General features: G+C 64.8%; 21 protein-coding genes. 13 read left to right on the top strand and 8 right to left on the bottom strand.

The window, feature by feature from the left end:
* Positions 1-95: 95 nt before the first annotated feature.
* Positions 96-1,322 carry an argininosuccinate synthase gene (locus tag KUH32_RS06650; protein WP_217777254.1) on the top strand — a complete coding sequence of 409 codons (1,227 nt, stop codon included), beginning with the start codon at positions 96-98 and terminating at the stop codon, positions 1,320-1,322.
* A gap of 29 nt (positions 1,323-1,351) precedes the next feature.
* Here KUH32_RS06650 and KUH32_RS18625 read toward each other — a convergent pair whose 3' ends face one another.
* From KUH32_RS18625 to KUH32_RS06635, 3 genes are all read right to left on the bottom strand, one after another.
* Positions 1,352-1,531 carry a YegP family protein gene (locus tag KUH32_RS18625; protein WP_217777253.1) on the bottom strand — a complete coding sequence of 60 codons (180 nt, stop codon included), beginning with the start codon at positions 1,529-1,531 and terminating at the stop codon, positions 1,352-1,354.
* A gap of 310 nt (positions 1,532-1,841) precedes the next feature.
* Positions 1,842-2,558 carry a sulfotransferase-like domain-containing protein gene (locus KUH32_RS06640; protein ID WP_217777252.1) on the bottom strand — a complete coding sequence of 239 codons (717 nt, stop codon included), beginning with the start codon at positions 2,556-2,558 and terminating at the stop codon, positions 1,842-1,844.
* A complete protein-coding gene (locus KUH32_RS06635) occupies positions 2,555-3,451 on the bottom strand; it encodes a D-amino acid aminotransferase (protein ID WP_217777251.1) in 897 nt (298 codons plus the stop codon). The genes KUH32_RS06640 and KUH32_RS06635 overlap by 4 nt, the downstream gene beginning before the upstream one ends.
* Before the next feature lie 133 nt (positions 3,452-3,584).
* Between KUH32_RS06635 and msrA the strand changes: the two genes are divergently transcribed.
* From msrA to KUH32_RS06620, 4 genes are all read left to right on the top strand, one after another.
* The gene (msrA, locus tag KUH32_RS06630) at positions 3,585-4,232 is read left to right on the top strand and encodes a peptide-methionine (S)-S-oxide reductase MsrA (protein WP_217777250.1); all 648 of its coding nucleotides are present in this window, start codon (positions 3,585-3,587) and stop codon (positions 4,230-4,232) included.
* Positions 4,233-4,424: 192 nt separating this feature from the next.
* The gene (locus tag KUH32_RS18455) at positions 4,425-5,129 is read left to right on the top strand and encodes an ABC transporter permease (protein WP_254898998.1); all 705 of its coding nucleotides are present in this window, start codon (positions 4,425-4,427) and stop codon (positions 5,127-5,129) included.
* Positions 5,126-5,839, top strand: a complete 714-nt coding sequence (locus KUH32_RS18450) for an ATP-binding cassette domain-containing protein (RefSeq protein WP_348541090.1) — start codon at positions 5,126-5,128, stop codon at positions 5,837-5,839. The genes KUH32_RS18455 and KUH32_RS18450 overlap by 4 nt, the downstream gene beginning before the upstream one ends.
* Complete coding sequence (locus KUH32_RS06620; RefSeq protein ID WP_217777248.1) at positions 5,836-6,633, top strand: ABC transporter substrate-binding protein; 798 nt, start codon at positions 5,836-5,838, stop codon at positions 6,631-6,633. The genes KUH32_RS18450 and KUH32_RS06620 overlap by 4 nt, the downstream gene beginning before the upstream one ends.
* Before the next feature lie 13 nt (positions 6,634-6,646).
* Here the strand turns inward: KUH32_RS06620 and KUH32_RS06615 are convergent, their stop codons facing one another.
* Genes KUH32_RS06615 through KUH32_RS06600 form a run of 4 tightly spaced genes read right to left on the bottom strand, consistent with a single transcriptional unit; the run spans position 6,647 to position 9,104 of the window.
* Positions 6,647-7,141, bottom strand: coding sequence for a DUF6505 family protein (locus tag KUH32_RS06615; protein ID WP_217777247.1), 495 nt, complete (start codon positions 7,139-7,141; stop codon positions 6,647-6,649).
* Positions 7,138-7,842 (bottom strand): DUF4444 domain-containing protein, encoded by a 705-nt coding sequence (locus tag KUH32_RS06610; RefSeq protein ID WP_217777246.1) that lies wholly within the window; start codon positions 7,840-7,842, stop codon positions 7,138-7,140. Before KUH32_RS06610 ends, KUH32_RS06615 begins: the two co-directional genes overlap by 4 nt.
* Positions 7,839-8,909 (bottom strand): Mrp/NBP35 family ATP-binding protein, encoded by a 1,071-nt coding sequence (locus tag KUH32_RS06605; protein WP_217777245.1) that lies wholly within the window; start codon positions 8,907-8,909, stop codon positions 7,839-7,841. Before KUH32_RS06605 ends, KUH32_RS06610 begins: the two co-directional genes overlap by 4 nt.
* 3 nt (positions 8,910-8,912) lie before the next feature.
* Positions 8,913-9,104 (bottom strand): DUF6494 family protein, encoded by a 192-nt coding sequence (locus KUH32_RS06600; RefSeq protein ID WP_217777244.1) that lies wholly within the window; start codon positions 9,102-9,104, stop codon positions 8,913-8,915.
* 57 nt (positions 9,105-9,161) lie between these two features.
* Here KUH32_RS06600 and KUH32_RS06595 point away from each other — a divergent pair, with 57 nt between their 5' ends.
* On the top strand, positions 9,162-9,908 hold the full coding sequence (locus KUH32_RS06595; protein ID WP_217777243.1) for a hypothetical protein: 747 nt from the start codon (positions 9,162-9,164) through the stop codon (positions 9,906-9,908).
* Here the strand turns inward: KUH32_RS06595 and KUH32_RS06590 are convergent.
* The gene (locus KUH32_RS06590) at positions 9,902-11,848 is read right to left on the bottom strand and encodes a 4Fe-4S binding protein (protein ID WP_217777242.1); all 1,947 of its coding nucleotides are present in this window, start codon (positions 11,846-11,848) and stop codon (positions 9,902-9,904) included. The genes KUH32_RS06595 and KUH32_RS06590 overlap by 7 nt on opposite strands.
* Positions 11,849-12,217: 369 nt before the next feature.
* On the opposite strand from KUH32_RS06590, the gene KUH32_RS06585 reads away from it, so the two are divergent.
* From KUH32_RS06585 to KUH32_RS06555, 7 genes are all read left to right on the top strand, one after another.
* Complete coding sequence (locus KUH32_RS06585) at positions 12,218-12,757, top strand: DUF3305 domain-containing protein (RefSeq protein WP_217778338.1); 540 nt, start codon at positions 12,218-12,220, stop codon at positions 12,755-12,757.
* Complete coding sequence (locus KUH32_RS06580; protein ID WP_217777241.1) at positions 12,754-13,383, top strand: DUF3306 domain-containing protein; 630 nt, start codon at positions 12,754-12,756, stop codon at positions 13,381-13,383. The genes KUH32_RS06585 and KUH32_RS06580 overlap by 4 nt, the downstream gene beginning before the upstream one ends.
* On the top strand, positions 13,380-13,988 hold the full coding sequence (locus KUH32_RS06575) for a TorD/DmsD family molecular chaperone (protein ID WP_217777240.1): 609 nt from the start codon (positions 13,380-13,382) through the stop codon (positions 13,986-13,988). Before KUH32_RS06580 ends, KUH32_RS06575 begins: the two co-directional genes overlap by 4 nt.
* 51 nt (positions 13,989-14,039) lie before the next feature.
* Complete coding sequence (locus tag KUH32_RS06570; RefSeq protein WP_217777239.1) at positions 14,040-14,228, top strand: twin-arginine translocation signal domain-containing protein; 189 nt, start codon at positions 14,040-14,042, stop codon at positions 14,226-14,228.
* 105 nt (positions 14,229-14,333) lie between these two features.
* Complete coding sequence (locus KUH32_RS06565; RefSeq protein ID WP_217777238.1) at positions 14,334-17,249, top strand: formate dehydrogenase subunit alpha; 2,916 nt, start codon at positions 14,334-14,336, stop codon at positions 17,247-17,249.
* Between the two features lie 13 nt (positions 17,250-17,262).
* A complete protein-coding gene (gene fdh3B / locus KUH32_RS06560) occupies positions 17,263-17,856 on the top strand; it encodes a formate dehydrogenase FDH3 subunit beta (protein ID WP_217777237.1) in 594 nt (197 codons plus the stop codon).
* Positions 17,857-18,004: 148 nt separating this feature from the next.
* Entirely contained in the window at positions 18,005-19,225 is a 1,221-nt protein-coding gene (locus KUH32_RS06555) for a formate dehydrogenase subunit gamma (protein ID WP_217777236.1), read from the top strand.
* Positions 19,226-19,228: the final 3 nt, after the last annotated feature.

Raw genomic sequence — 19,228 nt, 5'->3', positions numbered from 1 at the left:
TGGCTAACACGCCGCCCCGCGTGGTCAACCGGGCATCCTTGCCCCCGCTCCGAAAACCCGCTACGCCGCGTCCATCCTTAGCAAGGAGACATCCCATGTCCGCGCCCAAGAAAGTCGTGCTGGCCTATTCCGGCGGTCTCGACACCTCGATCATCCTGAAATGGCTGCAGACCGAATATGGCTGCGAGGTGGTCACCTTCACCGCCGATCTGGGCCAGGGCGAAGAGCTGGAACCGGCGCGGGAAAAGGCTCTGATGCTGGGGATCAAGCCGGAGAATATCTATATCGAGGATGTGCGCGAGGAGTTCGTGCGCGACTTCGTCTTCCCGATGTTCCGCGCCAACGCGGTCTACGAGGGGCTCTATCTTCTGGGCACCTCCATCGCCCGCCCGCTGATCTCGAAACGGCTGGTGGAAATCGCCGCCGAAACCGGCGCCGACGCGGTCGCCCACGGCGCCACCGGCAAGGGCAACGACCAGGTGCGGTTCGAACTGTCGGCCTACGCGCTGAACCCCGACATCAAGGTGATCGCGCCCTGGCGGCTGTGGGATCTGACCTCGCGCACGCGGCTGATCGATTTCGCCGAGAAAAACCAGATCCCCATCGCCAAGGACAAGCGCGGCGAGGCGCCGTTCAGCGTCGACGCGAACCTTCTTCACACCTCGTCCGAGGGCAAAGTGCTGGAAAACCCTGCCGAGATGGCGCCGGATTACGTCTATCAGCGCACCGTCGATCCCGAAAAGGCGCCCGATACGCCCGAATTCATCGAGGTCGGTTTCGAACGCGGCGATGCGGTGTCCATCAATGGCGAGGCGCTGTCGCCCGCCACGATCCTGACCCGGCTGAACGAGATCGGCGGCCGACACGGCGTCGGGCGGCTCGATTTCGTGGAAAACCGGTTTGTCGGCATGAAGTCGCGCGGCATCTACGAAACCCCCGGCGGCACCGTTCTGCTCGAGGCGCATCGCGGCATCGAGCAGATCACGCTGGACAGCGGCGCGGGCCATCTCAAGGACAGCCTGATGCCGCGCTATGCCGAACTGATCTACAACGGCTTCTGGTTCAGCCCCGAACGCGAGATGCTGCAGGCCGCCATCGACCGTAGCCAGGAACACGTGACCGGCACGGTGCGGCTCAAGCTCTACAAGGGGTCGGTGAATTGCGTCGGCCGCTGGTCTGACCATTCGCTGTATTCCGAGGCGCACGTGACCTTCGAGGAAGACGCCGGCGCCTACGACCAGAAGGACGCCAAGGGCTTCATCCAGCTGAACGCGCTGCGCCTGAAGCTGCTGGCGGCGCGGAACCGGCGGGTGAAGAAATGAAACGGGCGGTTTCCCGCCCGCCCCAAAGTCTATGTGGTAGCCACGTCATAAACCGGAGCGTTGTGCGCCGATTTAACTAGGCTGATGCTGTACTGAGCGTCCGCCTTGCGGACGTAGGACTCGGATGACATCGCGATCGGCTCGTGGTTCGAGGCTTTGAGTGTCCAACGCCATTGACCGCGGGTATCCAAAAACAGAACGAAATACATCGTTGTGCTCCCATACACCAAGTGCCGCCCCGGCATTATTGTCGGAGCGTGCGAGGACGCCGAGGCATACTTGACGAAGCCGGTCAAATCCGTGAATGTCACGGAGTCGTAACTGACAGGCTGCCGTCCTCGGCAGTCATGGGCGCCTGCTGCAACAGGCGCCCTATTGATTCCGAGTCATGAGTAAGGAGTCCAGAGGTTTCTTCGAGAAACTGACACATATTTGGTGTTGACAGACCTTGAACTTACTCAATGTTGTGTCTCGTCATACAGATGCTTTGATCCGAACTTGGCCTACGAAAGCTGCTTTTTAACCGATCTTGCAGTCAACCAGGTTCTCGTAATGCGGCAATGCCTCTGCCGCTATGGCAGCGATATCGCCGGTCAGTTCCGGCAGCGCCCCCTCAGCCCCGGCAAAGCCGGTGCTGTCATGCACGCTGCGGTACCAATGCGCCGCCCAGACACCATCCGCCGGGTGGCCACCCTTGGGCCAGGACAGCATCGCGGGGTCGAAATCCAGCCCGATGGCCGCGCAGAGCAGGCCCAGCATCCGTCGCGGATCGGCGCGGATGTCGCTGCTGTCCACCACCACCGGGCTCTGCCCCAGCGACAAAGCATGGTCGAACAGTTCCGCCTGCCGCCGGAACCCCAAGGCATCGGCATCCGCGATGTCGTAGCGCGCGCCATAGCTGGCCGCCACGCGCGCCGGGTGGCGGATCAGAAAAACGTTGACCGATCCTTCCATGCAACCCAGCGGCATGCCGGGGATCATGTGCTGGCACATGTGCTTGTGATAGGCGTGTCGCTTGCCGTCGGGTATCGGCCCCAGCAGGCTCTGTTCCACCACATCCGCGCTTTCCGGTCGGCTGGCCAGGATCGCGTCGCGCATCGGGTGGGCCAGCCCCGTGCGACGCAAATAGGGGCCGTAAAACGGCTCGTCGACGACATAGCAGTCAGCGCGTTGGCCAAAGGCGTACATCATGGCCGTCGACAGGTTGCGCGGCCCCGACCACATCGCGATCCTCATGCCGCAACCAGCGCCTTGTAGAGATCGCGCAGCCGCGCCGTCACCGGCCCCATCTGCCCGTCGCCGATGCACCGCCCGTCGATTTCGCCCACCGGGGTCTGGGCGCCGAAGGTGCCGGTCAGGAACGCCTCGTCGGCGGAATATGTGTCGACCAGGCTGAAATTCCGCTCGAAAGCCGGGATGCCGTTGGCACGGCACAGGTCGATCACCTTCTGGCGGGTGATCCCGTTCATGCAGTAGTCGCCGGTCGAGGTCCAAACCTCACCCTTGCGCACGATGAAGAAGTTGCAGGCATTGGTGGTGTTCACGAAGCCATGCAAGTCCAGCATCAACGCCTCGTCCGCGCCGGCCTTTTCGGCGGCGATGCAGGCGAGGATGCAGTTCAGCTTGGAATGGCTGTTCAGCTTGGGGTCCTGGGTCATCGGCAACCCGCGCAGATGCGGCACCGTGGCCAGGCGGATCGGGCGCGGGATCTTCGGTTGCGAATGCTCCATGATGATGACCATCGTCGGCCCGGACCGCGACAGCGACGGATGCTGGAACGGCCGTATCTTGACCCCCCGCGTCACCATAAGACGCGCATGGGCATCGGTGGTCATGCCATTGGCCTCTTGCGTCTCGAACAAGGCCGAAATCACGTCATCCCGCGTCAGGCCGATATCCAGGTCGATGGCCTTGGCGGCCTCGAACAGCCGGTCGATATGTTCGTCGAGAAAAGCCCAACGGCCATCGTAGAGCCGCAGCCCTTCCCACACGCCGTCACCCAGCATGAAGCCGGAATCGTAGACGCTGACCATGGCCTCGGCGCGCGGCTTGAGCGCGCCGTTCACCCAGATCAGCACCGTTTCGTTGCGCGCATCATCCTGCGCCTGATGGGTCGTCACCTTGTCCATGACCGCCACGCTAGGGGGATTGCTCGGGATTGCAAAGCATTCACGGCCTGTCACCTTGCGGTGATTTTCGATCGCGGCCGTTGCCCGGTTGAGTGGCGTTCGTCAGATTGAGCGCGACAGACAGGAGTGTCCCATGACCCGAACCGTCCGCCCGTTGTTTCTGAGCCTGCTCATCGCCCTTGGCCTGAGCATCCATGCCATGCGCGCCGACGCCGCCGAGATCATCGTCGCAGGCGGCTGTTTCTGGTGCGTCGAAGCCGATTTCGAAAAGGTGCGCGGCGTGCGCGGCGCCGAGTCGGGCTTTACCGGCGGCAAGGTCGCCAATCCGACCTACAAGCAGGTCGTGCGTGGCGGCACCGGCCATTACGAGGCGGTGCGGATCACCTACAATTCCGGCCAGATCGGCCTGGATCAGCTTTACGACCTGTTCTTCCGCTCGGTCGACCCGACCGATGCCGGCGGCCAGTTCTGCGACCGCGGCGAAAGCTATCGCACCGCCATTTTCGTGCAGGACAACGCCCAGCGTCAGGCGGCCGAGGCGGCCAAGGCGCGGGCCGAAAAGGATTTGGGCCGCAAGATCGTGACACCGATCCTGAATGCCGGGCCGTTTTATCTGGCCGGCCCGGAACACCAGGATTACTACAAGGGCAGTTCCAGGGTTCTCACCCGGTTCGGTGCGATCAGGCAGAGCGATGCCTACAAGCGGTATCGCGAGGCGTGCGGCCGCGACCAGCGGGTGCGCCAGCTGTGGGGCGACGCCGCGCCATTCGCCGGAAGCTGACACCGGCGATTCGCGCATGGCCGGGGACGGCTTGTCCAGCAATCCGTCCCGAATGCCGCCCCAACAGGACAGATTGACCACCCCGAAACCCGGCCGCCTTGCCAGCGCCGGGTTTTTTGCGTTGCCCCCTATCACCCGGTGTTCTGATGGGTAATGTGACGCCCGAAAGAAGACCAACGGGGGGAAGCGCGCATGGGCGATCTTTGGGACGGGCTGTCCCAGGCGGTCTGGCTTGTCGTGTCGTTCGACCCCGAATTGTGGGAAATCGCGGTGCGGTCGCTGCGCGTGTCGCTGACGGCGCTGGTCATCGCCAGCGTCATCGCCTTTCCGCTGGCCGCGCTGCTGACCGTGCGCCGCTTTCGCTGGCGGCGTGGCACCATCGCCGTGCTGAACGCACTGATGGGCCTGCCACCCGTCGTCGTGGGCCTTGTGGTCTATGTCTTGCTGTCGCGCTCGGGACCGCTGGGAGTGCTGGGGCTTTTGTTCACGCCGACCGCGATGATCATCGCGCAGGTCATCATCATCGTGCCGCTGATCGCGTCCATCGCGCACCAGTCGCTGCGCGATCTGTGGACCGATTACCACGACCTGCTGATCTCGATGAACGTCACCCAGCGTCAGAAGATCATGACGCTGCTCTGGGACGCGCGCCGGGCCTTGCTGACCGCCGCGCTGGCCGGATTTGGCCGGGCCATCGGCGAGGTTGGTGCGATCATGATCGTCGGCGGCAATATCGACCATGCAACGCGGGTGCTGACCACGGCGATCGCGCTGGAAACCGGCAAGGGCGAATTCGCTTTGGCGCTTGGTCTGGGCTTTGTCCTGATCGGACTGGCGATTTCGGTCAACGTGGCGATCCACTGGCTCAGCCGCACCGAACGGGAGGGACGCTGGTGACCGATCTCTTTCCGCTGATCGTGCGCGGCGCGGGCACGTCGCGGCGTGGCAAGCAACTGGTCGGACCGGTCGACCTGGACCTGGGCGCCAAAGGTGTCACGGTGGTGATCGGTCCGAACGGCGCCGGCAAGACGACGCTGCTGCGACTGCTGCATGGCGCCGCACGGCTGACATCCGGCCGGATCGACTGGGCCTGCGGGCTGGAGGAAGCGCGGCACCACCAGGCCTTTGTCTTTCAGCAGCCGGTCATGCTGCGCCGGACGGTCGAGGCCAATATCGCCTATCCATTGCGAATGCGCGGCGCGAGTCGGGCGCAGGCGCATGACAAGGCACGCTACTGGGCCGGCCGCGTGGGTCTGGGACATGCGCTGGAGCGATCGGCCACCGTTCTGTCGGGCGGCGAACAGCAGAAATTGGCGTTGGCCCGTGCGCTGATCGTCGAACCGCGTCTGGTGTTCCTGGACGAACCCTGCGCCTCGCTCGACGGACGCGCCACGCGCGAGATCGAGACGATCCTGCAAGACGCGAAGGCCGCCGGAACCCGGCTGATCCTGTCGACACACGACATGGGCCAGGCCCGCCGCCTCGCCGACGAAGTTGTGTTCCTGTTGGGTGGGCGGGTACATGAACGCCAGACCTCGCCCGCGTTTTTCGACACGCCGCAAACCACTGAGGCGCGCGCCTTTCTGAACGGAGATATCGTGGAATGAAAATCCTGATCGGAGTGTTTGCGGCAATGCTGAGCGCCAGCACGGCGGCAGCGGACACGATGCGCATGGCGGTGACCACATCGTTCCACAATTCCGGCCTGGCCGATGTCCTTCTGCCAGCCATCCAGGAGGACCTGGGGCTTGAGGTGCAACTGCTGGTCGTCGGCACCGGACAGGCGCTGAAGCTGGGCGAGGCCGGGGATGTGGATGCGATCCTGGTGCATTCCCGCGCAGCCGAGGAGGCATTCGTCGCTGCGGGTTTCGGCACCCATCGTCGCGAGATCATGTACAACGATTTCGTCTTTGTCGGCCCGTCCGGTGATCCGGCCGAAACAGCCACCGCCCCAAGCGCAGCCGAAGTCCTGAAGCGAATCGCGGCGACCGAGGCGGATTTCGTCAGCCGGGGTGACGACAGCGGTACGCACAAGATGGAATTGGCGCTGTGGGCACAAGCGGATCTGGACCCGACCGGTTTCGGCGATTGGTACAAGGCCGTCGGCGCGGGCATGGGGGCGGCGCTGAACACCGCGTCGGGCCTGGGTGCCTATATCCTGTCGGACCGGGCAAGCTGGTTGAATTTCGGCAACAAGGGCGATCTGGCGCTGCTGTTCGCTGGCGATCCGGCGTTGTTCAATCAATACGCCTATCTGCCGGTCAGCCCCGCCCTGCATCCCCATGTCAAAGCCGACCTTGCCGCGCAGCTGGAAACCTGGCTGACATCCGACCGCGCCCGCGCGCTGATCGATGGCTACGCGATCAACGGTCAGCCGCTGTTCGTGTTCAACGCAAGGTAACGGCGTGGCTGGCCTAGTGGCTGTGCCCCGGTTCATCGAGATCGCCGTGAATGGCGAATTGCTCCAGCCCCGCCGCGTCGGGCTCGATGCTGCGATAGGCCTCGCGCACCCCCGACGCGGTCAATTCCCGCGCCACCGTCAACAGCGTGTTCGGGTCGAAATCGGCGCATAGATCGGCCATCTGCGCCAGTTCCTCGGCGGCGACGGGGCGGGCGGCGTCAACCGAGGGCGCGCCGTAATAGGTGACGAAATGCCGTGCCAGCAGGTCGGTCAGGGTTTCGATCTCGGCCGGCTCGACCTGCGTCACCGCGACGAACGTCACCCGCCCACCGGTTTCCAGGCCGAACCAGCCGTTGGAAAACGCCTGGCGCGCCTTTCCGGCAAGATCGGCCTCGGTCCAGTCTGAAAACTCGAACCCGCCGGAAATGCACCATTCACCGGTGCGCGCGGGCGAGGCGAAGACGCGCATGTCGCTTTCGTCGAAATGGATCGCGCGGGCCAGTTTCATGCGAGGTCCTCCAGCACCGTGGTTAGCGGGATCAGATGGGTTGTCTCGGCATCGCGCAGCAGCATCCCGAAAGCATCGTCGACGCCCAGGAAGGTGCCGGTCAGCCCGCCTTGGGTGGTTTGCTCGCCGATACCATGGGCCAGCCCGCGCCATTCGTCGTGCAGCACCTTGTTGCCGCCGCTTTCCCAGCGGCCGATCCAGTTCAGCGTGTGCCGCGCCCAGGCCTCGACCAGCAGCGGCGCCTGCACATCGGCGCAGCCTTCGGCATAAAGCGCGGTATCGTCGGGCGTGTCGCCGGGCGTGTCGCTGGCGGGCCAGAGCGGCAGGAAAAGACCGACGACCAGCCAATCGGGCACCGCATCGGGGTCGCTGCCGGACGCTGCCACCCGGAACCCGCCGCAGCGCGCGCCGTTGATGCGGATGCCGCCGGCCCAATCCAGATGCACGGCGACCTCGGGCGGGGCCAGCGCGCCAAGCGCGTTCTGGAAGCCGACACCGCAAAGCGGCAGCATCGCCATGGCCTGCGCCAACGGCACCTCGGGGGCAAAGACCAAAGCGGCCGACAGCGCATCGGCGCCCAGGTTGTAGACCACCAGGCCGGCATCGCAGCCCATGGTCGCCCGCAAGGCGGCGCGCTCCATCACGTCGCCCGCCGTGGGCTCGCCGGTCATGAGCGGCGGGAATGTCAGCGTCTCGCTCACGCCACCCCCTGTGCCACCAGCGCCTTGGCGATGTCGTGGAACGCCTGCGCCTGCGCGCTGTCGGGCTGGCTGACGGTGATCGGCGCGCCGCCGTCCGAAGCCAATCGGATCTGCAGGTCCAGGGGCACTTCGGCCAGCAACGGCACGCCCAGCTTGGCGGCCTCGGTCGCCACGCCGCCATGACCGAAGACATGTTCCTCATGCCCGCATTTCGAACAGATATGCGTCGACATGTTCTCGACCATGCCCAGGATCGGCACCCTGAGCTGCTTGAACATGTCGATGCCCTTGCGCGCGTCCAGAAGCGCGACATCCTGCGGGGTCGACACCACGACCGCGCCATCGACATGGAATTTCTGGGTCAACGTCATCTGCACGTCGCCCGTTCCGGGCGGAAGATCGACGATCAGAACGTCGAGCGCGCCCCACTGCACCTGCGTCATCATCTGTTGCAACGCGCCCATCAGCATCGGGCCGCGCCAGACCACGGCCTGGTCCTCGTTCGTCATCAGGCCGATCGACATCATCGTCACGCCGTGGTTGCGCATCGGGAGGATGGTCTTGCCGTCGGGGCTGGCCGGACGGCCGCTGACGCCCAGCATCCGTGGCTGCGAGGGGCCGTAGACATCGGCATCCAGCAGACCGACGCGCCGGCCCTGCGCGGCCAGGGCACAGGCCAGGTTCGACGAAACGGTCGACTTGCCCACGCCGCCCTTGCCGCTGGCGATGGCGATGATGTGGTTCACGCCGGGGATCTTTTGCGGACCCTGGGGTTCCGCCTTGCGCTGCGGTTTCAGATCGGGCGGCGGTGCCTTTTCGGTGTGACCGGTCATCACGATCGACACCGCCCCTATGCCTTCGACCGCCGCAAGCGCGGTTTCGGCCTGCGCCTTGATGGCCTCATAGGCCTTGGCCTGGCTGGGTGCGATTTCCATGACGAACCGCACCGCGCCATCCGCGCTCACGTTCAGCGCCCGCACCACGCCGCTGGCGACGATATCGCCGTCGCCCACGGGATCGGGGATCGTCTTGAGAGCCTCGAGAACCGCCTCTCTGCTTGCCGCCACGTGTCAGTCCCCGCTCTTGATCTCGCCTTCGACCACATGGGTCATGTCCAGTTCGTCGATGGTAACGACGGCCTTGATCTTGTAGGCCTTGCCGCTGTCGCCGGCCTTGCGCAGCGCCTCTTCGATGGCCTGTTGCGAGGTCACGCCGACCTGCTTCAGGAATTTCCGCATCGACATGTTGAAATCGTCGCTCATTGTGTCCTCCTATCGTCCGGATTGACGCAAAGGCAATCCCGGCCCTAGGCTTGACGGATGGCTTTGCGTGTATGGATCGCTGTCTGCCTGCTGTGCCTGGCGCCGCTGACGGCGCTGGCCGATGACAGGCTTGTTCGGCTTCACGCCCCTGCCGGTCTCGACGAAACGGGGTTGCTGAAACATATCCTGCCGCGCTTTTCGCTCAAGACCCAGGTGCGGATCGAACGGGTCGAAACCCCGGAACAGGCCGACCTGGTGCTGGGTTCCGAGGGCCGCGCGCTGTTCGAGGGGGCGGGCGCGACATGGCACATGGCGGTGAACGCCGCCGACCATCCCGGCACCCAGAAACTGGCGGATTGGCTGACATCCGAAATCGGCCTGAACACGATCACCGGCTTTGCGCCCGAGGGCACGCCCCTGTTCGCCCCGCCCAGCGACCGCGTGGCCGAGGTGGCGGCGGTGGAACTGGAAGGCGATCCGAAACTGGGCCACGACGTGTCGCGCGCCAAATGCGCCCGCTGCCATGTCGTCGAAGAGGCCGGTCGGATGAACTCGATCGGTTCGACCCCCAGCTTTTTCGTGCTGCGCAGCCTGGGCGACTGGATCGACCGGTTCAGCGCGTTCTACGTGCTGAACCCGCATCCCTCGTTCACACAGGTCGATGGCGTGACGCCGCCCTTTCCGCTGGACCGCCCGTCGCCCATCGTGCCGGTCGTGATGACGCTGGACGAGCTTTCGGCCATCATGGCCTATGTAGGCAGCCTGTCCGCTGCCGACCTGGGCGCCCCGATCCAGCATCAGTGATCGCGCCGCTTGCTGAGGTAATCGTCGGTGGTGCGCACCCTGGGCCGCTCGCCGCCGGCAAAGGGGTTGTTTTCCGAATGGTACTGCGCATTCACGCGGCAATCGTCGCACATCTGGATCATCCGCAGCTTGCCGGGATCGGAAAACATCGAATGGCCGGTCAGCTTTTCGGTAATCCGGTCGATGGTGGATTTCGACCCGAACAGGGCTCCGCATTCGACGCAGGCGAACGGCTCTTCCTCGTTCAGAACCCGTTGTGACAGGGCAGCGTCGCTCAGATCCAGTCGCGGTTCATAGGTGATCGCGTCCTCGGGGCAGATATTGGCGCACAACCCGCATTGCAGGCACGCGTCTTCCTGAAAGCGCAGTTGCGGCATGTCGGGATTGTCGCCCAGAGCGCCGGACGGGCAAAGCGAAACACAGGACAGGCACAGCGTGCAAGCATCGGTATCCACCAGCACGGCGCCGTACGGCGCGCCGTCGGGCAACGGCAGGCTGTCAGTGCCGGGATGCAGCGCGCGGGCGGCCTGACGGGTGATTTGGCGCCGCGTGCCCATGGGGCGGACCGGCGCCGCGCAGGGCTGGGCATCGGTGCCGGCAAACAGGGTCTGCGAAAGCGCATCTGGGTCCTGGGTGTCCAGCAGCGCGACACGGTCGCCACCGATGGCGCAGGCCAAAGCGATCTGCGCCGACAGCGCAGCGCGGTCGGTACCGGGATTGGGCACCACGTGGATATCCGCGAACCCGGCAGCCAGGGCCGCCACCATTTCGGCATGGCCGAAGGCGCCGACCGCCGCCATCTCGAGCGGGATGACATCGGCGGGCAGGCCGTCGCCGTGGCGCGCGGACAGGCGGATCATTTCCGCGCCGAAATCGCCATGCACCAGCAGCCGCGGCGCGACACCGCCGGCATCGCGATAGGCCTTGGCAAGGGTCTGCACGCGGCGGAAGGTCAGATCGACCGGCGGGGCATCATAACCGATGGCACCGGAGGGGCAGACCGCGGAACAGGCGCCGCATCCGGCACAGATCATCGGATCGACGCTGACATGATCGCCGTCGGGTGTGATCGCCCCGGTGGGGCACAGGTCGAGGCAGCGGGTGCAGCCGGTCTGTTCGGCACGGGAATGGGCGCAAAGCAACGGTTCGGTCTTGACGTAAAGCGGTTTTTCGAACGTGCCGGTCAGATGCGACGCGGCCAGGATCGCGGCGGCGACACCGGGCGCGTGGTTGGGGTCGGCACGCAGGTATCCTTCGCGCTTTTCATGCGCCGAAAACAGCGGCGTGCTGCCGGTCAGGTCCAGCACGATATCGCAATGCGACGTCGCATCGTCGCGCGGTTCGGTCAAACTGCGCGCGCCGCGGCCGCCGGGCTGAACCTGTTGCAACCCGTCGAAGCGCGCCTCGAACTGGCCCAGCGCGCCGGTGATGCCGCGCAGCCGCCCGACCACGACGTCGAACTCCCGGGTGTCGGGCAGATCGGCTTCGGCGCCCAGCAGCACGGTCACGCCAAGATGCGGGGCAAGCTGTTCGGCGGCGGCCAGGGCCACCTTGGCCGGGCCAAGGATCAGGCACACCCCTTCGGACACGACATCGAGACTTTTCGACGACGGGGCGGGCAGCAGCGCCTCGGCGATCAGGGCGGACATTTTGGGCAGTTTCGACGCCGGATCGGCGGACCATCCGGCCCGGTCGCGCAGATCCAGCACCGGCGCGGCAGGGGTCTGCATCTCGTCGGCGAGCGCCTCGAAAAGCCGGGCCTCCTGGGTGCAACAAATCATCGTGTCGCCGGCCTCCAGCGCCTTGGCCGCCCGGTCGATCTGGGTGGTGCACAGCGCGGTGCAGGGGGCGCGCACATCCAGACCGGTGGCCTTGGACAACCCCTGTGCATCAACCGACTGACTACCCAGACAGTCGCATGTTATCAATGACTTGACCATGGTTTCCCCCCTGTGGAAACACCGGTTTGATGGCCGGTTTCCACCCCTTCGCTCGGTCAGCGTAGTCATGATTCGCGAGCACCGGCAACCGGATTCCCCCACTTGTTGTCGGTCGCCACGCAGTGGGAATCCGCATGATTCGATGCCCTGATTCGGCCATCGGCGGACCGCTGGTTTCCTGACTGATTCAATCGGGATGGACAAAACGACCGTTCCAGTGACCCGAAGCAGGACAACATGCCCAAATTGACCTTGCGTCGCGAAGAATACCGTCGTGCACAAATTCGCGCTTTGTCGGCACGGATTTCGGGCGCAAGCTGGCGTTCGGGAGGACACGGGTTGATCCACAATCCGAACATGTACCGCACCATGCCGATCGGTGTGGTGCTTCGAAAGGCGCCCGGCGTGACCCGCTGGGCCCAGTGGTGTTGGCGCGCTGTCGCCGTTCTTCCCGGAGCCGGCCCTGCGGACTGGCGCGAACTGCGCCGAGAGGGTGATACGGTCGAATTCCACGCCGCTACCGTCACGCTGGAACTGCATGGCGCCGACACCGAAGCCTATCTACACGGACTGATGGCTCAGGTGCCGTCGATTTATGTAGTGCTGCGCGACAGCGGCGAGCCGGGCGACTGCCCGCTCGAGGTCACGCTTGTCACCGCCTCGCCCTACGAGGCGCAGGATTACACCGACAGCGGCGAGGAGATCGTGGAAAAGGTCGCCATGCCGCCCGGCCTTATGGCGTGGGTGCAGGACTTCGTGAACGAATTCCACGTCGAGGAGGAATTCGTCAAACGCAAGCGCGACAAGAAGCGGATCGACCTGGTCGAGGACGGCATCGGCGATGCCCGGATCGCGCAGGTGGCGGATGTCTACCGGTCGCCCCGGTCCAAGCGGGGGCGGCTGCAATGACCGGCGAACGCGTCAAGGGCGGTGATTTCTGGGCCCGGCGCAAGGCCGCCGTTGCTGCCGAAGCACGGGCCGAAACCGCGGCTCGGCTCGAAACCGAAAAAGCCGAACGCGAAGCGGCCGTTGCCGACAGGTCCGACGAGGAATTGCTGGCCGATCTGGGCCTGCCCGATCCCGACAGCCTGGACGCGGGCGACGATTTCAAGGCGTTCCTGACCGATGCCGTACCGGCCCGCCTGCGGATGCGCGCATTGCGCCGGTTGTGGCGGGTGAACCCGGTTCTGGCCAATCTCGACGGCCTGGTCGACTATGGTCAGGACTTCACCGACAGCGCCATGGTCGTCGAAAACATGCAGACCGCCTATCAAGTCGGCAAGGGCATGCTGCGCCATGTCGAGGAGTTGGCCCGCCAGGCCGAACCCGAGCCGCAGCGCGACGACGCAGAACAGCCTGAAGACATCGATACCGAAGAGCCCGTCGCCGCCGAGGTACCCGAGGCGGTGGCCCTTGCCGAGCCGGCAGAACCCGAAGCGACCGAAGCGCAACCGCTCGACGCCGGGACCGAACCGGCCGGCTTTGCGCCGCGACGCCGGATGACGTTTCACTACAAGGACCAGATGACAGGATGAAAACCGCCGTGGACATGACGAAGATCGCCGAAGAAGACCGGCTGCGCGCGGATCTCTACAATTTCCTGGGCCTCATTCTTGCGCGCCCGCCGGACCAGATGCTGCTGGACCAGACAGCGGAACTGTCGGGCGACGACAGCGACCTGGGCCAGGCGATCGCGACACTGGCCAAGATGGCCCGGATCACCAAGCCGAAATCGGTGGAAAGCGAATACAACCGGCTGTTCATCGGCCTGGGACGGGGCGAATTGCTGCCCTATGCCAGCTATTACCTGACCGGTTTCCTGAACGAAAAACCGCTGGCGCAGCTGCGGGCCGACATGACCGCGCGCGGGCTGGGCCGCGCCGACAACGTGTTCGAACCCGAAGACAACATCGCCAGCCTGATGGAGATGATGGGTGCGATGATCGTCGGCCGCTTCGGCAGCGCGTCGACGCTCGATCAGCAGAAAAGCTTTTTCAACAAGCATATCGCGCCGTGGGCGGCGCATTTCTTTGCGGATCTCGAAGGCGCCAAGAATTCGGTCTTTTACACGCCGGTCGGCACGATCGGCCGCACGTTCATGGAGATCGAATCCGAAGGCTTTCGGATGGCGGCGGGCTGACCCGCCAATCGAGCGATGGGCGACCATCGGAACCAGAGAGGAGGACTCTCGATGACCAAGAAAACCGAGGACGGGGCCACCCGCCGCGATTTTCTGAAACTGGCCGGAACGACGGCGCCGCTTGCGGCGGTGGCGGTTGCGACCGGGGGTGAAGCCGAAGCGGCCGAGCCCGATCTGTCCCGCGAGACGATGCAGGACACGGCGCATACCCGCGCCTACTTTGCCAGCGCCCGGTTCTGACCGGACGCAGGCCCCGAACGGCGGGAACGACCGGTTGCGTGACGCCCAACTGTTCCGGCCTCCATCAGCCAAGAGCGCGCTTGCCGCGTGAAGGGAGAGAGAACCATGTTGAGGAAAAAGACCAACGGGGTTGCGCGACGCCCCCAGCGGACTTCGATCCTTTCCGAGGCGGCGAACGCTTCGGTTGACCGCCGCGCGTTCCTGCGCGGGTCCGGTCTGGCCATCGGAGGAATGGCCGCGATTGCCGCGACGGGGGGAACCGTCAAACCGGCATCGGCACAGACTGCCGCCGGTATCGGCGCGGTGAACCTGGTAAAGTCGGTCTGCACCCATTGTTCGGTCGGCTGCACCGTGGTCGCCGAAGTGTCGAACGGCGTCTGGGTGGGCCAGGAGCCCGGCTGGGACAGCCCGTTCAACCTGGGCGCCCATTGCGCCAAGGGCGCCGCGGTCCGCGAACACGCCCACGGCGAACGCCGGCTCAAGTACCCGATGAAGAAAGAGGGTGGCGAGTGGAAGCGCATCAGCTGGGAACAGGCGATCAACGAGATCGGCGACGGCATGATGCAGATCCGGGACGAAAGCGGCCCGGACAGCGTCTATTGGCTGGGCTCGGCCAAGCATAACAACGAACAGGCCTATCTGTTCCGCAAGTTCGCCGCCTATTGGGGCACGAACAACGTGGACCACCAGGCCCGCATCTGTCACTCGACCACGGTCGCCGGTGTTGCCAACACCTGGGGCTATGGCGCAATGACCAACAGCTACAACGACATCCACAATTCCAAGGCGATCTTCATCATCGGCGGCAACCCGGCCGAGGCGCACCCCGTGTCGCTGCTGCACGTGTTGAAGGCCAAGGAACAGAACAACGCGCCGCTGATCGTCTGCGATCCGCGTTTCACCCGGACCGCGGCCCATGCCGACGAATATGTCCGGTTCCGGCCCGGCACCGACGTGGCGCTGGTCTGGGGCATCCTGTGGCACATCTTCGAGAACGGCTGGGAAGACAAGGAGTTCATCCGCACCCGTGTCTGGGGGATGGACCAGATCAAGGAAGAAGTGGCCAAGTGGACGCCCGAAGAGGTCGAGCGTGTCACCGGCACGCCGGGTTCGCAGCTGCGCCGGGTCGCCCTGACCATGGCCAACAACCGCCCCGGCACGGTGATCTGGTGCATGGGCGGCACCCAGCACACCAACGGCAACAACAACACCCGCGCCTACTGCATCCTTCAGCTGGCCCTTGGCAACATGGGCACGTCGGGTGGCGGCACCAACATCTTCCGCGGCCATGACAACGTGCAGGGCGCGACCGACCTTGGTGTCCTGTCGCACACGCTGCCCGGCTATTATGGTCTGGCGGCTGGAGCCTGGGCACATTGGGCCCGCGTCTGGGAAGAGGATCCGGAATGGCTGGCGGCGCAATTCGCCACCACGACCGGCGCCGACGGCAAGGAGAAGAAGCTTCAGTACGAAACCGGTATCCCGGTGTCGCGCTGGATCGACGGCGTCCTTGAAGACAAGGAGAACATCGACCAGCCCAACAACGTCCGGGCGATGGTTCTCTGGGGTCATGCGCCCAACTCGCAGACCCGGATGACGGAAATGAAGACGGCGATGGAAAAGCTGGACATGCTGGTCGTGATCGACCCGTATCCCACCGTTTCCGCCGTGCTGCATGACCGCACCGACGGCGTCTACCTGCTGCCGGCCTGCACGCAGTTCGAGACGCACGGGTCCGTCACCGCGTCGAACCGGTCGATCCAGTGGCGCGACAAGGTGGTCGATCCGCTGTTCGAGTCCAAGCCCGATCAGGAGATCATCGGCCTGTTCGCGCAGAAGTTCGGCTTCCATGACCGGTTGTTCCGCAACATCGGCATCGAAGAGGACGGTGTGACGCCGAATATCGAAGACACGCTGCGCGAGATCAACCGCGGCATGTGGACGATCGGCTATACCGGCCAGTCGCCCGAGCGGCTCAAGCTGCACATGGCCAACCAGCATACGTTCGACAAGACGACGCTGCAGGCAATCGGCGGGCCGGCCGATGGCGACTATTACGGTCTGCCCTGGCCGGCATGGGGCACCCCGGAAATGGGGCACCCGGGCACGCCGAACCTGTACGACATGTCCAAACCGGTGGCCGAAGGCGGCCTGACCTTCCGCGCGCGCTTCGGCGTCGAGCGGGACGGCCAGAACCTGCTGGCCGAAGGCGTCTACTCGGTGGGATCGGAAATCCAGGACGGATATCCGGAATTCACCATGCAGATGCTGATGGACCTGGGCTGGGACGGCGATCTGACCGCGGACGAACGGGCGGTTATCGAAAAGGTCGCGGGCGCACCGGACAAGGTGGGTGGCGTCAACTGGAAGACCGACCTGTCGGGCGGCATCCAGCGGGTGGCCATCGAACATGGCTGCGCGCCCTTCGGCAATGCCAAGGCGCGGGCCGTGGTGTGGACCTTCCCGGATCCGGTGCCGCTGCACCGCGAACCGCTCTACACCAACCGCCGCGATCTCGTGGCCGACTATCCGACCTACGAGGACCGCAAGTTCTATCGCCTGCCGACCATGTATGCGTCGATCCAGAAACAGGACTTCAGCAAGGACTATCCCATCATCCTCACCTCCGGCCGACTGGTCGAATACGAGGGTGGCGGCGACGAGACCCGCTCGAACCCGTGGCTGGCCGAATTGCAGCAGGACATGTTCGTCGAGATCAACCCGCGCGACGCCAACAACCTTGGTGTGCGGGACGGCGCGCAGGTCTGGGTGGAAGGCCCGGAAGGCGGCAAGGTCAAGGTCATGGCGATGGTGACCGAACGGGTGGGCGAAGGCGTGGCCTTCATGCCCTTCCACTTCGGCGGCCATTTCCAGGGCGAAGACCAGCGGTCGAAATACCCCGACGGGGCTGATCCGTATGTCTTGGGCGAAAGCACCAATACGGCGCAGACCTATGGCTATGATTCGGTGACGCAGATGCAGGAGACCAAGGCGACTCTCTGCAAGATCACCGCAGCGTAAGGAGGAGGAAAGAATGGCCAGAGCAAAGTTTCTCTGCGACGCCGAGCGCTGCATCGAATGCAACGCCTGCGTCACGGCCTGCAAGAACGAGCACGAAGTGCCCTGGGGCATCAACCGCCGAAGGGTGGTGACGATCCAGGACGGCAAACCGGGCGAACGCTCGATCTCGGTGGCCTGCATGCACTGCTCGGACGCGCCCTGTATGGCGGTGTGCCCGGTCGACTGCTTCTACCAGAACGAAGAAGGCGTCGTCCTGCACTCCAAGGACCTGTGCATCGGCTGCGGCTATTGCTTCTACGCGTGCCCGTTCGGTGCGCCGCAATTCCCGCAGGCCGGCAATTTCGGGTCGCGTGGCAAGATGGACAAATGCACCTTCTGCGCCGGTGGCCCGGAAGAGACGCATTCGACGGCCGAGTTCGCCAAGTACGGGCGGAACCGGATCGCCGAGGGCAAGCTGCCCATCTGCGCCGAGATGTGTTCCACCAAGGCCCTGCTGGCGGGTGATGGCGACGTGGTGTCGGCCATCTACCGCGAGCGCGTGGTCGCCCGCGGCTTTGGCTCGGGCGCTTGGGGCTGGGGCACGGCCTACGACCAGAAAGACGGCTGATCCCCGTCACAGCGCAGGCCGGACATCGCGTCCGGCCTGCGTCACCGCCATCGTGCGGTGGGTTCAAAACGCACCCTACGTCCCCATCCGATGTAGGGTGCGTTTTCAACGCACCGTCCAAAGAGTTTCCGGAAACAGGAGCATGACCATGATGCGTCATCTTATGGCCCTTCTTCTGCTGACCCTTCTTGCGCTGCCGGTTCCCGGTTCCGCACAGGATACCGCCGCGCCCCCGCCCGACCGATCGGCCACGGGCGGCGCGCAAACGCTGGAGGATATCCTGGCCCGCCAGCGCGGCGAAAAGGTGGATGACAGTTTCCGCCGTGATGCGACCGGCGACCCCGACAGCGCCGCGGGCATCGCCAGCCAGCTGGGCACGTTGGGCGGCGCGTCAGACAGCGAGGTCTGGCGTGCGCTGCGCTACGGAAATGCCGACGTATCGGTATCTGCCGGCGGCGACGTGGCCAAGGTGCTGGTGCAGGATGGCGGCATGGCCTGGTACGAGTTCCGCAGCGGACCATTGGCCACCTACGGAGGAGGCCTGCTGATCGTCACGATTGTGGGGCTGCTGCTTTTCTACCTGTTGCGCGGCAAGATCACCCTGGACGAAGACATGACCGGACGCACCGTCACGCGGTTCAAATCCGTCGAACGGTTCGCCCATTGGCTGCTGGCGGGGTCCTTCATCCTGCTGGGCCTGACGGGGCTCTTCGTCAAATACGGCCGCGACTACATCGCGCCCTACCTGGGCAAGGACGTGAACGCCCAATTGCTGACCTGGTCCAAACTGGTTCACAACAACATCGCCTGGGCCTTCATCGTGGCACTGGTGATGATCTTCGTCATGTGGGTCTGGCACAACATCCCCGACCGGACCGATCTCAGATGGTTCGCTCAGGCGGGCGGCATCATCGGACACGCGCACCCGCCGGCCAAGAAATTCAACGGCGGACAAAAGATCATCTTCTGGTCGGTCATCCTGCTGGGCGGGTCGATTTCGGTTTCTGGCCTGTCATTGCTGTTTCCGTTCGAGCTGCCGTTGTTCGCCAAGACCTTCACCGTGCTGAACGACCTCGGCATTCCGGGCCTGATCGGCATCGCACCGCTGCCGACTGAGCTGGCGCCGCAAGAGGAAATGCAGTTGGCCCAGGCCTGGCACGCCATCGTCAGCTTTGTTTTGATGGCGATCATCCTGGCGCATATCTACATCGGCTCGATCGGGATGGAAGGCGCATTTGCCGCCATGGGCAGCGGCGAGGTCGACGAAGCCTGGGCCCACCAGCACCATTCGTTGTGGCTGGACGAGTTGAAAGAGCGCGAGGCCGCGGAAAAGGGCAAGGCGCCGGAAAGCGCGACCCCTGCGGAGTGACGG

The sequence above is a fragment of the Thalassococcus arenae genome, from assembly GCF_019104745.1.
GTDB lineage: Bacteria > Pseudomonadota > Alphaproteobacteria > Rhodobacterales > Rhodobacteraceae > Thalassococcus_B > Thalassococcus_B arenae.
Note: the sequence above shows the minus strand (reverse complement) of the source record. Positions and strands in the feature narration are given on the sequence as shown.